Raw genomic sequence first — 13574 nt, 5'->3', positions numbered from 1 at the left:
CCGGTTTTCGGTCGCGTCAGCTTTAGCGGGCTGAACGCTTGGAGATCATGCCGTAAACGAGCAGGACGATGATCGCACCGCCGATGGCCAGGAGCCAGGTCGACAGCGAGAAGAACTCGTTGATGCCCACGCCGAACAGCGCGCCACCAATGAAGCCACCCAGGAGGGCGCCAACGACGCCCAGGATCAGCGTGATGATGATGCCACCGCCCTGACGGCCCGGGAGGATTGCCTTAGCGATTGCACCGGCGATAAGGCCCAGAATCAGAAATGCGAAAAAGCCCATTTTTATCGTTCCTTCTTCTTCATAGAGGAGGCACCCGGATTGCCGGGTGCGCTACATCCTTCTTCCTCAATACTAATCATGCTTAGTATAAAAGGGCCACTTGAGGGCCGTGAAACTTCCGCAGGGGCAGTATTTGGGTCTTTTGGCCAGGTTTGCCGGACTTCTCCCGGCCGCCGGTCACCACGCATAATCCTCCGGCGCTGTCCGGTACGCCGGGAAAATCTCGTCGAGCCGCTGGAGGACCCCGGCGTCAAGCTCCGGGTCCACGGCGCGGAGGGCGGCATCGAGTTGCTCCCGGGGAGACCAGGGGATCAGGCCCAGTCCGTACTGCTGGGCGGCCGGGATGACCTCCAGTTCCACGTTGCGGTCAGCAGGTTGTAGATGGATTGTTCGCTGACGAGGCCGTTGCTGTGGCGCCGTGCGGCAGCTTCCTGCGCCTGGACGATGTGCCAGCCGGCAAAGTTGCTGGTAAAGGTCGATGTAGTCCGTTTGCAGCCGCTTCAGCCTCGCGTCCAGGGCGCGCCGGATGTTCAGTGCGGAGAGCCTCGACTCTTTGGGCCGGTCCGCCATGGTCCCGTAGAGCTTCGTCGCCAGCACGGTCCGTTCCCGCCGTTCGCCGCCGGTGGCGAACCAGCGGCCCAGGATTTCCTCGGCGCGTCCCCGGTGGCCGGCGCCGCCGTAGACGTTCGCGGTGTCAAAGAAATTGATGCCCGGCTCCAGCGCCAGGTCCATGATGGAGCGGGCATCGGCTTCCCCGGTGTGCGGTCCGAAGTTCATGGGTCCCAGGCAGAGCCGGGAGACCTTCAGGCCGGAGCGGCGCAGCTGGGTGTACTGCACGCGGCGCTCCTTAGGAGGATGGCGGAACGTGCGGGCCGGCGTCGGAGGCTAACGCTCCAGGCGGAACCCGAGCTTGATGGTGACCTGCCAGTCGGCGACCTCTCCGTTTTCGAGGTGTCCGCGGACTTCCTTGACCTCGAACCAGTCGAGGTTCCGCAGGGTCTTGGCCGCCTCGGCGATGCCGTTGCGGACGGCGGCGTCAATGCCTTCGTTCGACGTTCCGACAATTTCAGAAATGCTGTAAGTGTGATTAGACAACTTCGCTCCTCGTGATCGCCATCGATACCCGGCGGTGGGCCGTTCCTGCAGATTAGCCGACAGATTGCGGCGGGACTAGGGCCGGCCGGCCGTGCCTCAGGATCCGGTGACGGGCCCCGGTTCGGGACGCTTGGGCATCAGCGGCGGGACGTCGGGCCGTTTCCGGACCCGGCTGACCATCCAGGGGAGCAGGTAGTTGGTGAACCAGGCGAGGTCTCCGGCTTTGCTTTCCCGCCAGGTTCCGGCCGGCATGGGTTTGGGCTCCAGCGGGCTCAGGGTGTGGGGGACGCTCAGGGATTCCAGCACCATGGCCGCGATGGTGTGGTGCCCCATCGGGGAGAAGTGCAGGCGGTCCGGGTCCCACATTCGCGGGTCGGAGAGCTGCCGCAGGGACCACAGATCGGCGATCACGCCGTGATGGCGCGCGGCGATGGTCCGGATGTTCTCGTTGAAGACGGCCACCCGGCCCCGGTTGTGGCCCAGCAGCGGTGTGTCGCGCCAGTCCGGACCCGTGAAGAGCACGATAGTGGCGCCCGTGGTGCTGAGCATGCCCACTGCTGCGTCGAGAGCGGCGGCCATCCTGTCAGGATCGCTCCGGTGGAAGACAATATCGTTTCCGCCGGCCGAAAGCGTGACCAGGTCCGGCTTCAGTGCGATCGCAGGCCCGAGCTGCCGGTCCAGGATCTCGCGCAGGAGGAGCCCGCTGACGGCAAGGTTGGCGTAACGGAAATCCGGCTTCCCCCCGCTGAGTTCCTCGGCGATGCGGTCCGCCCAGCCCCTCATGCCGCCGGGACTCAGCGGTTCCGGGTCCCCGAGGCCCGAGGTAAACGAATCGCCCATCGCGACATAACGGCTCCACGGCCCCGAATTCCACTGTCCCGCATGCGGTCCCCGGTCCCGTCCCGGGCTCCGTCCCGGCGCGGCGCCCCCTGCGCCGGCCCCGCCGGCGCCAGAATCCAAGAATCCGGCGGCGTTCACACACCCAGCAATACGCCGAATATTCAGGGTTCACTAGGTACTTAGGTCCCTAGCCGCGGCGGACCCGGGGGAGTCCCCCGCGGCCCGAAGCGGCGCAGCGGAGGGGGCAGATCATACCCTGCGGGGTATCGGTGATACATAGGGGGGTATATCATGGAAAGTAACCCTGTTGATCCCGGAGGAACAAAATGGAACTCGATCCCACCGACATGAAGCCCGTCATCAATCGACTTCGCCGAGCCCAGGGGCAGCTTGCCGCCGTCACGCGGATGATCGAAGAGGGCCGCGACTGCAAGAGCGTCGTCACCCAACTGGCAGCCGTTTCCAGTGCGCTGGACAAGGCCGGATTCTCGATCATCGCCACCGGCCTGCAGCAGTGCATGCAGCAGGAGGACCCCAGCCTGGACCGCGCCGAACTCGAGAAGCTTTTCCTCTCGCTCGCCTGAGCGCCGCCCCGGGCCGCCGGGCGTTCCGCCCGCCGCTTAGGCCTGGCGGTCCGCCAGGACGTAGGTCTTGAGGTCATCCAGGGTCTGCTGCATGTGCGCGTCCATGGCATCCCGGGCCCGGTGCGGATCCCGGGTCGACAGTGCCTCCACAATTTTCTGGTGATGGCCGATTGCGTGCGCCTGGATGTCGCGCACCTCGGACGTCTGGGTCCGCCGCTTTTCCAGCACCCGGTGCAGCGGCGCGAACAGCACGGCCACAAAGACATTCTCCGACGCGCGCAGGATGAGGTCGTGGAAGGCGAGGTCCGCCGCCACGAACGCGGCGACGTCGTGCTTTTCGTGCGCCTCGCGCATCGATTCCAGCTCCCCGCCGAGGGTCTTGAGGTCGGCGTCGCCGATCCGGCCGGCTGCCAGCTCGCAGGCACCCGTCTCCAGCATCCGGCGCAGCTCGATCAGCTGGACGGCTGCCGCGGCGTCGTTCTTCCCCTCTGACGCTGCCCGGAGGACGGCCTCGAGGGAGGCCCAGCGGTTCAGCGGGTTGACAAAGGTTCCCCGGCCGCGCTCCACACTGAGGATCTGCTGGGCTTCGAGGGTCTTCATGGCCTCGCGGACCGTCATGCGGCTCACCTCATGGCGGGCGCTCAGCTCCAGCTCGCCGGGTACGGATGAACCGGGCGGAAATTCGCCGGCAATGATGCGGTCCAGCAGCTCATCTGCCACGACGCCGACCAGCGATTTCCTAGCCAATTTTCCCCATTCGCCGTCATCGAGTTGCCTGATGGACAAGTCTACTTGCGCGTCTCTATGCCGTATGCCACACTAGCATTCAAATGTTAGATGTCAGACATCTTACAAATCCCCATCGCAGCAGAGTTCCCACAATGGAGTGCAAGTGCCCTTTGAACCAGAGCTTCTTGAAGCAGACGTGCTGGCCGCCTTCCCCGCAGAGGTCCCGATTCCCGCCCGGACCGTCGCCGACGCCCTTGCGGCATCGTCCCAGCCGTTCCCGCGGATCCTGGTGGTGCTCGACGACGACCCGACGGGCACGCAGTCCGTCGCGGACCTGCCGGTCCTCACCCGCTGGGATGTCGAGGACTTCACCTGGGCCTTCACCCACCGCATCAACGGCCGCCGCCAGGACGCGGTCTACGTCCTGACCAACACGCGGAGCCTGGACCCCGCCGAGGCCGCCGCCCGCAACGAAGAGGTGGTCCGGAATGCCCTCGCGGCAGCCGCCCTCGAAACCGACGGTGCCGGCTCCAGCAGTGCCGGTTCCAGCGGTGTCAGTTCCAGGCTCCGCCTCGCGTTCGTCAGCCGCAGTGACTCCACCCTCCGCGGCCACTACCCGCTGGAACCGGACACGATCGCGGCAACCATCGCCGCTGTCAGCGGCGAGGTGACCGACGGCGTCGTGATCGTCCCGGCATTCCCCGACGCCGGACGCGTGACGATCGGCGGGGTGCACTTCATGCGCGGCACCGGTGAGGATGCCGGCAAGCTCACCCCGGTGGCGGACACCGAATTCGCCAGGGATGCGAGCTTCGGCTTCGCGAACTCCGAACTGGCCAAGTACGTCGAAGAGAAGTCCCAGGGCCGCTTCCCGGCGGATTCGGTGATCGTGCTGACCCTGGACGTCATCCGCGCCGCGGGCCCGGACGGCGACCCCCGGATTTCGGCGAAGGCCATCGCGGACGCTATCGACGCGGCCACCGACTCCACCCCGATCGTGGCCGACATCGTGACCGAAAACGATTTCCGCGCCCTCGCACTGGGCCTGGAGGAAGCGGAACGCCGCGGCAAGAAGCTGCTTTACCGGGTGGGTCCGCCGTTCGTGCGGGGCCGCATCGGCCAGGAAATCCGCACCGAGCTCAGCGGCGAGGAGGCCTATGCGGGCCACACGCCCTCCGACGCCGGCGGCCTGATCGTGGTCGGCTCCCACGTGGGCGTCACCACCCGCCAGCTTAAGGCCCTCGTCGAACAGCACGGCGCCGCGCGCATCGTGGAAATCGACGTCGAAAAGCTGCTGGGCGGCGATTCCGAGGTCTACCTGGACGACATCGTCCAGGACGTCGTGGAGTCCCTGCACAGCGCCGACGTCATCCTCCACACCAGCAGGCTGCTCATCAAGACTGACGACGCCGCCGAGAGCCTCCGGATCGCCCGCACCGTGTCCGCCGCCGTCGTCGCTGTGGTGAACCGGGCCCTGAAGACGTTCCCGCCGCGCTTTGTCATCGCCAAGGGCGGCATCACGTCCTCGGATGTGGCCGCCCACGGCCTGGAAATCCGGCACGCGATCGTCCGCGGCCCTATGCTGCCTGGCATTGTCAGCCTCTGGGAGCCGGTGGACGGGCCCGCGAAGGGTATTCCCTACGTTGTCTTCGCCGGCAACGTGGGTGACGACGAGTCCCTGGCCCAGGTCACCCGCAAGCTCAGCAACACTTTCTGATCCCCACCTGCCCCAACCCACTCATTTCAATGGAGAAAACCATGAACTACCAAGTGACCGTCCTCGGCCTGGGCGCCATGGGACTGCCCATGGCCACCCGGCTGGCAACCCGGCTGACCGTCCACGGCTTCGACATCGCCGAGCCCCGCCTGCAGCTCGCCGAAGACGCCGGGGTCCGCACCTTCGCCTCCGCCCGTGAAGCGGCCGAGGGCGCCGACGCGCTGCTGCTGGCCGTGCGCAACGGCGAGCAGCTCGACGACGTCCTCTTCGGCGAGAACGGGGTCGCCTCCGTGCTGAAGCCGGGCGCCGTCGTGATCCTGGGCAGCACCGTCGGCACCGAGGCCATCCCCGCCACCGTCGCGCGGCTGGCGGAATTCGGCGTTTCCCTCGTTGACGCGCCCCTTTCCGGCGGACCGAAGCGCGCCGGCGAAGGCGACCTCCTGATCGTCGTCGGCGCCGAACCGCAGGCGCTGGACGCGGCCCGGCCGGTCCTGGAACTGCTCGCCTCCACCCTGACCGTCGTGGGGGACAAACCCGGCGACGGGCAGGCCCTCAAGACCGTCAACCAGCTGCTCTGCGGGATCCACATCGCCGCGGCAGCCGAGGCAATGGCCCTCGCAGACGCCCTCGGCCTGGACCAGGCCAAGACCCTCGCAGCCCTGGAAGCCGGCGCCGCCGGGTCCTTTATGCTGTCCAACCGCGGGCCCCGCATCCTCGAGGCCTACACGGAAAACGGCGCGGAGGTCCTCAGCCGCCTGGACATCTTCGTCAAGGACATGGGCATCGTCGGCAAGGCCACCCGCGCCGCCGGCCTTGCCGCCCCGGTGGCCGCCGCCGCCGAGCAGCTCTACCTCCTCGGCCAGGCCCAGGGGCTCGCCGCCGCCGACGACTCCGCGGTGATCAAGGTCGTCGCGCCCACCAGGCGCACCGCCTAGGCCCTCCCGGCCACCCGGATTTCCCCAACCCCGACGACGGCGGGCCCACCTCCGCCGTCGTCGAACCAACCCTCCGGTCCTTCCCCGGACCGGTCCGTCAAAGGAGACACCCGATGAGCGCTCTCGCTCTCCTGGCCATAGCCGCAGCAGGCGTAGCCCTGCTGCTGGTGGCCGTCATCAAGTGCAAGATCCCGGCCTTCCTGGCGCTGCTGGTTGTCAGCGTCATTGTCGCCCTGGTTGCGGGAATCCCGCTGCCGGACATCGTCAAGACCGTCACTGAAGGCATGGGCGGCACCCTGGGGTCGGTCGCCATCCTCGTCGGCCTCGGCGCCATGCTCGGCAAGATGATTGAGGTTTCCGGCGGTGCCCAGGCGCTGGCCGGAAAGTTCACCCAACTCCTCGGACCCCGCCGGGTCATCGCGGCCCTGACCTCCGCGGCCTTCCTGCTGGCCATCCCCGTCTTCTTCGACGTCGGATTCATCATCCTGATCCCGATCATCTACGGCTTCTCCAAAGCGGCCGGGGTCAACCCGGTCAAGATCGGGCTGCCCGTCGGCGCGATCATGCTCGCCATCCACGTGGTTGTTCCGCCGCACCCGGGCGTTGTTGGCGGCGCCGGTATCCTCAAGGCCGATATCGGCTGGACGACCATCATCGGGCTCCTGATCTGCATCCCCGTCGGGGTGCTCGGCTACTTCGTTGCCAAACGGCTCAACCGTCGCGACTACGTGATGCTCCCCGGGACTGCCGAGCAGTTCCGCCTCTTCGGCTCCGGCAAATCCGAGGTCGAGCAGGACACCGCCCCAAGCGGCGGCGTCGCGGTCAAGACCGTTGCCAAAACCGCTCCCAGCCCGGCCATGATCATCACCTTGATTGTGTTGCCCATCCTGATGATCATGGTGGGAACCGTCGGCGCGGTGATGTTGCCCAAGGGCAGCCCTGCTGCCGACATCGCAGCCTTCGTCGGCGCACCCCTGATCGCACTGCTGACAGCCCTGGGAATGGCCTACTACTTCCTCGGCATCCGCCGCGGATGGTCCTCCCAGCACACCGGCGAGGTCATGGACTCCGCCCTCGCCCCGACCGCCATTGTCATCCTGGTGACCGGCGCCGGCGGCGTCTTCGGAAAAGTCCTCACCGTCTCGGGCATCGGCAAGGCACTCGCCGAGGGCCTGCAGAGCGTAGGACTGCCGTTGATCCTGATGGCGTTCATCCTGGCCGCGGTTCTCCGCGCCTCCCAGGGGTCGGCCACCGTGGCCATCATCACCACTGCGGGACTTCTGGCGACCTCGGTTGCCGACGGCGGGTACTCGCCTGTACAGACGGCGCTGATTCTGGTGGCAATCGGCTTCGGCGCTTTCGGCCTCAGCCATATCAATGACTCCGGATTCTGGATCGTCACCCGGTACCTGGGACTGTCGGTGGCGGACGGGCTGCGTACGTGGACGGTCCTCACGACCATCCTCGGCGTGGCAGGCTTCGCGCTGACGTTCCTCGTCTGGACCCTGGTGGGGGGCCTGAGCGCCTGATGCGTGCCCGTCTCGACCAGCTGGTGGCTTCCGCCCTCCAGCAGGGCTCGGCCGTTCCGGCCTTCACCTGCTACGACTTCACCACGGCCCTCGCCGTGGTGGCGGCGGCGGAGGACGCCGGCCGCGGCGCCATCCTGCTGGTCTCACCCAGCACTGCGGCCACGCCGAACGGCCGCCGGCTGATCGCGGCGCTGCGCGGCCTCGCCGACGCCGCCAGCGTCCCGGTAGCCGTGCAGCTGGACCACGCCTCCGATCTCCGCGTGATTACCGACGCCGTTGCCGCCGGGGCCGACTCCGTGCTGGTGGACGGATCGTCGCTGGAATACGAGGACAACATCGCCCTGGTCCGGGCGGCGCGCGCCGCCTTGGACGCGCTGGCGCTGGACGGCACCGGCTTTGCCGGCGAGGTTGTGATCGAGGCCGAACTCGGCGACCTCGCCGGCGACGAGGACAGGGCCTTTGGGCCCGACGCCCAGCTGCTGGCCGTGGCCGTAGGCAACGTCCACGGCAAATACCAGGGCGAGCCGGAGCTGCGGTGGGACGTGCTGCAGGACATTGCCGTGCGGACCCGCATTCCGCTGGTGCTGCACGGCGCCTCGGGAATCCCCGCCGCGGAACTCGTCAAGGCCGCCGCCATGAACGTCGGCAAGGTCAACTTCAACACGGAGCTGCGGACCGGCGTTCTGGGGACCCTCGAGGCGCGCACGGCCGCGCACCGCAGGGACGGCGAGAACCTTCAGGGACTGCTGGCCGAATGGCACGCCACGGCCGGGACGTTCGCGGCCACGGCGCTGTCCACACTCTCACGCTGATCAACGGACGGATCAGAAAACAGGGGGAGGCTAGGATCAGACCATGATCCTGGCCTCCCTCGTTTTCGCGCTGCTTGCGGCCCTGCTGCACGTCTACATCTTCACCATGGAGTCCATCACCTGGACTCGGCCGGCCACGTGGAAGCGGTTCAGCATCACCTCGCAGGCCGACGCCGACACCACCCGGCCGCTGGCCTATAACCAGGGCTTCTACAACCTTTTCCTGGCCGCCGGGGCCCTCGCCGGCACCGGTGCCATCGCCCTGGGCCACCCTGCGGTCGGCTGGACCCTGGTCTTCAGCAGCTGCGGCTCGATGCTCCTGGCCTCGATCGTGCTCGCCCTCGGCGGCCGCAAATACCTCCGCGCGGCCGCCACCCAGGGCGCGACGCCCCTTCTCGCCGTCGTGCTCGCAGCGCTGGGGCTACTGAGCGCCTGAACCGACGGCACTGGCCGCCGGCCGGGACAAGGCCGACAATGGAGGCAACACAGTAGCGTTGCCGCTCACCAGCACTCAACAAGCTCAAGGGGGCGCGTTGGAAGGGTCCGTAGGGGGCTCCAGGGCTTCACGGCAGCAGCCAGGGTACCGGTATGCCCTGCGGCCGGACCGCGACCTGGTGATCGATCTCGCCAGGTTCTTCTGCCTTGTGCTCGTCGTGGTGGGGCACACCATGATGGTCAGCCCGGTGCTGCACCCGGACGGCACCGTGACCTCAGAGAACACCCTCGGCAACCAGCACTGGTTCGAACCGGTGGTCTGGGTCCTGCAGGTCATGCCGCTCTTCTTCGTCGCCGGGGGCATCACCGGCGTGCAGTCCTGGCGGCGCCTGCGGGCCCGGGGCGGCAGCGCCTTCGACTTCATGCAGGCCCGCATGCTGCGGCTCATCCGCCCCGCCGCCGTCCTCCTCGCGGTCATGTTCACCGGGCTCTGGGCCGCACGGCTGGCCGGGGTTGACCCGCAGGTCATCCAGCTGCTGGCCTCCGGCGCCGGTATGCCGCTGTGGTTCCTGGCCGCCTACCTGGCAGCGCAGCTGAATCTTCCACTCCTGGCAAGGCTGCATGCCCGGGCCCCCTGGCTGACCCTGGCAGGCCTCACATCGCTGGTGGTGGCGGTGGACTGCCTGCGGGGGATGATGCCGGCCCTGGCGTACCTGAACATGGTCTTCCTGTGGTGCGCGGTGCAGCAACTTGGCTTCTTCCTCGCCGACGGCGGGCCAGTGGCCCCCGGGCGCCCCGCGCTGGCGGGCATCATCCTGGGCAGCAACCTGGTCCTGGGGCTGCTGGTGTGGCTGGGGCTGTACTCCGGGAACATGCTGGTGAACCTCAACCCGCCCAACCTGACCCTGCTGCTCCTCGGGTTCTCGCAGGCCGCGGCCCTGCAGCTTTTCCGTCCCGTGCTGGCCTGGCTGGCGTCCCTGGCGTGGGCGCGGCGGGTCATCGGAGTGGGCGGGCGGTGGGCCATGACTGTCTATCTCTGGCATTTGCCCCTGCTCGCAGCCATGTCCGGACTTTTGCTGCTGACCGCCTTTCCGCAGCCGGCGGGGGGAACGGCCGCCTGGTGGTGGGGGCGGCCGCTCGTGCTGCTGGCTTTGATCGGGCTGCTGCTGCCCGTACTCATGCTTTTCGGCCGGCTCGAAGAACGCCCGACGGCGCCCGCGACTGCCCTGTCCCGTCCGGCGGCCGCCGTGGTGACGGCCGCCGTCGTCGTCTATGTTCCGGTGGTCGACGCAGCGCTTAACGGGCTCACCCTCGGACTGCTTGGCGGGGGAGCAGCGTGTTTCGCGCTCGCCGTCCTGCTGCTGGGACGGATCCCGGTCCGGTTCGTGACCGATTCGGCCCCCGGCGGATCGGGACCGCCATTGCCACGCCCGCCTATACGTGCCAATGTCGAACCATGACGGAGAACTCGGCAGCCACTGAAGACACGTTCAGCCCGGACGTATCCACCACCCGGAATGATGAGCTGCACCGCTACGAGCTCCACGTTGGCGGAAAGCTGGCAGTCCAGATCCGCTTCATTGATGAGCCCGGCCATGTGGACTTCATCCACACTGATACGGCGGAGCAATTCCAGGGCCAGGGGCTCGGCAAGGTGCTGGCCCACTTCGCCCTGGACGACGTCGTGGCCTCCGGCAAACGGATCATCCCAAACTGCCCCTTTATGTACCGGTACCTGCGCAAGCACGACTCCTACACCCAGTACATCGACTGGCCGGAGCAGCCACCGGCCGGAGCCTGAAACCCGGCCGGCTGCGGGCGGGGCGGCCGCGCAGGCTTGTGACAGGGGCAACAACCTCGTAAGGTTTTAGCAGAGTTATGCAGTTGGCTCTTGGACGTGTCCCTTTGGAGAACCCCGTGAACCATAAACTGCGTGTGCTTGTCCGTGTGGATGTCGATCCCGGACACGTGACCCTCGAAGTCACCGGCTGCCTTACCCAACCGGACTTTCCCTCCCTCCTGCACATCATGCGGCGGGCAGGCCGCCTCGGCGCAGGCACGGATGTGATCATCGACCTGCACGGCGCCTCCCATCTGGACCCGGAGATCCTCCTGCAGCTCAGGTCCACCGCCGATGCCAGTGTGGCTGCCGGCGCGCCGGGCCCCGGGGCCGGCGCCGAGCCGTTCCGCGTCACCCTGGCGGAGCCCGCGGACCTGCCGATCTGCCTGCTGCACGTGGGCTCCGACGGCGAAGTGCTCGCCGGCCTCGAGGGCGAACTCGCGGCAGTCCCGGCGCTTGATGCCTGCAGCCCGGTCCCGGCCGAGCTCAACACCATCAACGGCCTGGAGCTCTCCGAGTACTTCGAGGGAACCCTCGACCCCGCCGCGACCGTCCGGGCGCTGTCCGAGGTGGCCCTGGGCCAGCTGGCCGACGCCCTGTACCGGCACCTCGACACGGCCAGCCCGTCCTTCGGCGCCCACACCTGGTACGAGCTGGCCACCGAAGAGCTGCAGAACCGCCACAGGGGCGCTGCGGGCGGTCCCGCGGAAGGCGAACTGGCCGCGGGGCAGGCCCTCGCCTGAGGCCGGGCCCACACCGGTTAGGCTGTCGCCATGACTCCACATGCCGCGACCCCGGCTGACACCACCGCCCTGATCACCGGAGCCACCGCCGGGATCGGGGCCGAATTCGCCCGCCAGCTCGCAGAACAGGGCCACAACGTGGTCCTCGTGGCCCGCGATGCCGCCCGGCTCCAGGCCGGGGCGGCGGAGCTGGAGAACCGGTACGGCGTCCGCGCGGAGGTTCTCTCCGCCGACCTCGCGGACGACGCCGGGGTGGCAGCCGTCGTCGCGCGTCTCACCGATCCGGCGCGGCCGGTGGAAATCCTCGTCAACAACGCCGGGATCGGCCTGCTGCGTTCCTTCGCGGAGAACGACATCGCGGAGGAGACCAGGCATCTGAAGCTGCATGTGGAGACCGCCATGCAGCTGACCCACGCCGCGCTGCAGGGCATGCTCGGCCGGCACTCGGGCAGGATCATCAACGTTGCCAGCGTGGCGGCGTTCCTGCCCCGCGGAAGCTACTCGGCGGCCAAAGCCTGGCTGGTCAGCTTCTGCCGCTGGGCAAACCTCGCCTACTCCAAGGAGGGTGTGAACGTGACGGCGGTCTGCCCCGGGTTTACCCACACGGAGTTCCACGACCGGATGGGCATGGACAAGACGGTAACCCCGCGCTGGATGTGGCTGCAGGCCGAGCGGGTGGTGCGCGAAGGCCTCGCCGACAACGCACGGGGCAAAGCCGTGTCCATCCCGACCAAGCGCTACAAGGTGCTGACCGCAGCCGCCCGCGTGCTCCCGGACAGGCTCGTATCCGGGCCCCCGCGCCGCGCCAAATAGCCGCTCAGCGCCCGCCGGCCGGAGGCCGGCGCCGGCGGATCAGGACCACAACAAGGATGCCCAGCACGGCTCCCACCAGGGTCTCGACGGCGCGCTCGGTCACCAGCACCAGGGGGTCGGCAGGGGCGGCGAGCTGTGTCATCAGCAGGATCACGGGAGTAAAGGACACCATGGCCAGGCCGTAGTGCCTGGTCATGAACAGCTCGGTGGTGAACTGCAGGACAATCACCAGCAATGCCAGGACGGCTGCCTCGTGGCCCGGGAACGCCCGGAGGGGTGAGAAGACCCAGGGGAACAGCACCGCGGCGACCACCACGAGGCCCAGCAGGGTGCCAACAATCCGGTGCAGGCCGCGGTGCACGCTGCTTGGCATGTCCGCTCCCGCCAGCGGGACCGCGGCCGCGGCCATGGCCCAGTGCGGGTGCCCGCTTCCGCTGAGCACCCCGACGGAGCCGGCCGCCCCGACCGCGGCAAGGTAACGGGCGGCGTGGATCCAGGCTGCCCGGCGCCTCGCCCCGAGCATCGCCGGGACAGCGCGCTCTGCTCCGCGTTGCCAGGCCCGGCCCCGGACCCAGCCGCCGAACCCCACCGCCATGGAAAAGACGGCGGACAGGGCGCCGATCAGGACCGCCGTGTGCCAGTGCACCGTTGTGGGGACGGAGGCGCAGGCGCCCAGGGCCAGGATTCCGAAGAACGGGCCGTTGGGCTTCAGGGCGACCTTGTCCGCGAAGAGGGAGCCCGCTGCCGCCAGTAGCGTTTCGGTGACGACGAGCACCCAGGAATGGAGCTGGTTCGCCGACAGGAAGACGCCGACAGCCAGCCCGCCCACCAGGAGGACGGCGGCCTGGCCCTGGTGCTTAAGGCGCAGCTGGTGCGGCTCGTTCCGGCCGTACATGCCGGTCAGGGCGCCGAACACGGCGTAGATCATCAGGTCCGGGCGGCCCGCAGCCAGGAGCAGGAGGGATGGCGCGGCCACGCTGACGGCCACGCGAACGGCCGAGACGTGGTCCTTGTTGGCCGGCGCCAGGCTGTGGAGGGTGCGCAGATGCGCGTTGAGGGGCTGCACGGATGCCTCCAATTCCAGGGTGGGGACGGGCCTGCGGCCGGACGCGCCTAAGGCCTTCCTTGCGCGTCCGCCCCAAGGGGCAAACACACAAAGCAGGCCTCACTGGGCGGGACTTTGCTACAGAATCCGGGTTAGCCGGCCGCGCTCAGG

The 13574-nt window shown here is 68.2% G+C and carries 15 protein-coding genes and 1 pseudogene; 10 read left to right on the top strand and 6 right to left on the bottom strand.

Annotated elements, in window-relative coordinates; translation table 11 throughout:
- Positions 1-22: 22 nt before the first annotated feature.
- The 4 genes and pseudogenes from GXK59_RS16355 to GXK59_RS16340 form a co-directional block, all read right to left on the bottom strand.
- Positions 23-286 carry a GlsB/YeaQ/YmgE family stress response membrane protein gene (locus GXK59_RS16355; RefSeq protein ID WP_160668365.1) on the bottom strand — a complete coding sequence of 88 codons (264 nt, stop codon included), beginning with the start codon at positions 284-286 and terminating at the stop codon, positions 23-25.
- Between the two features lie 177 nt (positions 287-463).
- Positions 464-1123: pseudogene (locus tag GXK59_RS16350) on the bottom strand (aldo/keto reductase).
- 48 nt (positions 1124-1171) lie between these two features.
- Positions 1172-1381 carry a dodecin gene (locus GXK59_RS16345; protein ID WP_024366047.1) on the bottom strand — a complete coding sequence of 70 codons (210 nt, stop codon included), beginning with the start codon at positions 1379-1381 and terminating at the stop codon, positions 1172-1174.
- Between the two features lie 96 nt (positions 1382-1477).
- The gene (locus GXK59_RS16340; protein ID WP_160668363.1) at positions 1478-2221 is read right to left on the bottom strand and encodes a GDSL-type esterase/lipase family protein; all 744 of its coding nucleotides are present in this window, start codon (positions 2219-2221) and stop codon (positions 1478-1480) included.
- A gap of 326 nt (positions 2222-2547) precedes the next feature.
- Between GXK59_RS16340 and GXK59_RS16335 the strand changes: the two genes are divergently transcribed.
- Positions 2548-2805, top strand: coding sequence for a metal-sensitive transcriptional regulator (locus GXK59_RS16335; protein WP_018774886.1), 258 nt, complete (start codon positions 2548-2550; stop codon positions 2803-2805).
- 36 nt (positions 2806-2841) lie between these two features.
- On the opposite strand, the gene GXK59_RS16330 is transcribed toward GXK59_RS16335, so the two are convergent.
- Positions 2842-3552, bottom strand: coding sequence for a FadR/GntR family transcriptional regulator (locus GXK59_RS16330; RefSeq protein ID WP_160668361.1), 711 nt, complete (start codon positions 3550-3552; stop codon positions 2842-2844).
- 145 nt (positions 3553-3697) lie between these two features.
- Between GXK59_RS16330 and GXK59_RS16325 the strand changes: the two genes are divergently transcribed.
- The 9 genes from GXK59_RS16325 to GXK59_RS16285 all read left to right on the top strand — a co-directional run bounded on the left by GXK59_RS16325 (position 3698) and on the right by GXK59_RS16285 (position 12358).
- Positions 3698-5251: a four-carbon acid sugar kinase family protein gene (locus GXK59_RS16325; protein WP_160668359.1), complete on the top strand. Its 1554-nt coding sequence runs from the start codon at positions 3698-3700 to the stop codon at positions 5249-5251.
- A 29-nt stretch (positions 5252-5280) separates the two neighbouring features.
- Positions 5281-6186 (top strand): NAD(P)-dependent oxidoreductase, encoded by a 906-nt coding sequence (locus GXK59_RS16320; protein ID WP_202129148.1) that lies wholly within the window; start codon positions 5281-5283, stop codon positions 6184-6186.
- Positions 6187-6299: 113 nt separating this feature from the next.
- Positions 6300-7715: a GntP family transporter gene (locus GXK59_RS16315; RefSeq protein WP_160668355.1), complete on the top strand. Its 1416-nt coding sequence runs from the start codon at positions 6300-6302 to the stop codon at positions 7713-7715.
- The gene (locus tag GXK59_RS16310; RefSeq protein WP_160668353.1) at positions 7715-8527 is read left to right on the top strand and encodes a class II fructose-bisphosphate aldolase; all 813 of its coding nucleotides are present in this window, start codon (positions 7715-7717) and stop codon (positions 8525-8527) included. Before GXK59_RS16315 ends, GXK59_RS16310 begins: the two co-directional genes overlap by 1 nt.
- 43 nt (positions 8528-8570) lie before the next feature.
- Positions 8571-8963, top strand: a complete 393-nt coding sequence (locus GXK59_RS16305; protein ID WP_160668352.1) for a DUF1304 domain-containing protein — start codon at positions 8571-8573, stop codon at positions 8961-8963.
- Positions 8964-9120: 157 nt separating this feature from the next.
- Positions 9121-10422 (top strand): acyltransferase family protein, encoded by a 1302-nt coding sequence (locus GXK59_RS16300; protein ID WP_160669226.1) that lies wholly within the window; start codon positions 9121-9123, stop codon positions 10420-10422.
- Positions 10419-10763, top strand: a complete 345-nt coding sequence (locus GXK59_RS16295; protein WP_160668350.1) for a GNAT family N-acetyltransferase — start codon at positions 10419-10421, stop codon at positions 10761-10763. The genes GXK59_RS16300 and GXK59_RS16295 overlap by 4 nt, the downstream gene beginning before the upstream one ends.
- Positions 10764-10879: 116 nt before the next feature.
- Positions 10880-11545 (top strand): hypothetical protein, encoded by a 666-nt coding sequence (locus GXK59_RS16290; RefSeq protein WP_160668347.1) that lies wholly within the window; start codon positions 10880-10882, stop codon positions 11543-11545.
- A 30-nt stretch (positions 11546-11575) separates the two neighbouring features.
- Complete coding sequence (locus GXK59_RS16285; protein ID WP_160668345.1) at positions 11576-12358, top strand: SDR family NAD(P)-dependent oxidoreductase; 783 nt, start codon at positions 11576-11578, stop codon at positions 12356-12358.
- 4 nt (positions 12359-12362) lie between these two features.
- On the opposite strand, the gene GXK59_RS16280 is transcribed toward GXK59_RS16285, so the two are convergent.
- Complete coding sequence (locus GXK59_RS16280) at positions 12363-13424, bottom strand: FUSC family protein (protein WP_160668343.1); 1062 nt, start codon at positions 13422-13424, stop codon at positions 12363-12365.
- Positions 13425-13574: the final 150 nt, after the last annotated feature.

Source organism: Pseudarthrobacter sp. ATCC 49987, from assembly GCF_009928425.1.
GTDB lineage: Bacteria > Actinomycetota > Actinomycetes > Actinomycetales > Micrococcaceae > Arthrobacter.
This window is presented reverse-complemented; position numbering and strand designations above follow the sequence as displayed.

Excerpts from the sequence above, each read along its gene's own strand:
- GXK59_RS16310 (WP_160668353.1), top strand. The coding sequence starts at position 7,715 with ATGCGTGCCCGTCTCGACCAGCTGGTGGCTTCCGCCCTCCAGCAGGGC.
- GXK59_RS16295 (WP_160668350.1), top strand. The coding sequence starts at position 10,419 with ATGACGGAGAACTCGGCAGCCACTGAAGACACGTTCAGCCCGGACGTA.
- GXK59_RS16355 (WP_160668365.1), bottom strand. The coding sequence starts at position 286 with ATGGGCTTTTTCGCATTTCTGATTCTGGGCCTTATCGCCGGTGCAATC.
- GXK59_RS16305 (WP_160668352.1), top strand. The coding sequence starts at position 8,571 with ATGATCCTGGCCTCCCTCGTTTTCGCGCTGCTTGCGGCCCTGCTGCAC.
- GXK59_RS16320 (WP_202129148.1), top strand. The coding sequence starts at position 5,281 with ATGGAGAAAACCATGAACTACCAAGTGACCGTCCTCGGCCTGGGCGCC.
- GXK59_RS16285 (WP_160668345.1), top strand. The coding sequence starts at position 11,576 with ATGACTCCACATGCCGCGACCCCGGCTGACACCACCGCCCTGATCACC.
- GXK59_RS16315 (WP_160668355.1), top strand. The coding sequence starts at position 6,300 with ATGAGCGCTCTCGCTCTCCTGGCCATAGCCGCAGCAGGCGTAGCCCTG.
- GXK59_RS16340 (WP_160668363.1), bottom strand. The coding sequence starts at position 2,221 with ATGGGCGATTCGTTTACCTCGGGCCTCGGGGACCCGGAACCGCTGAGT.
- GXK59_RS16335 (WP_018774886.1), top strand. The coding sequence starts at position 2,548 with ATGGAACTCGATCCCACCGACATGAAGCCCGTCATCAATCGACTTCGC.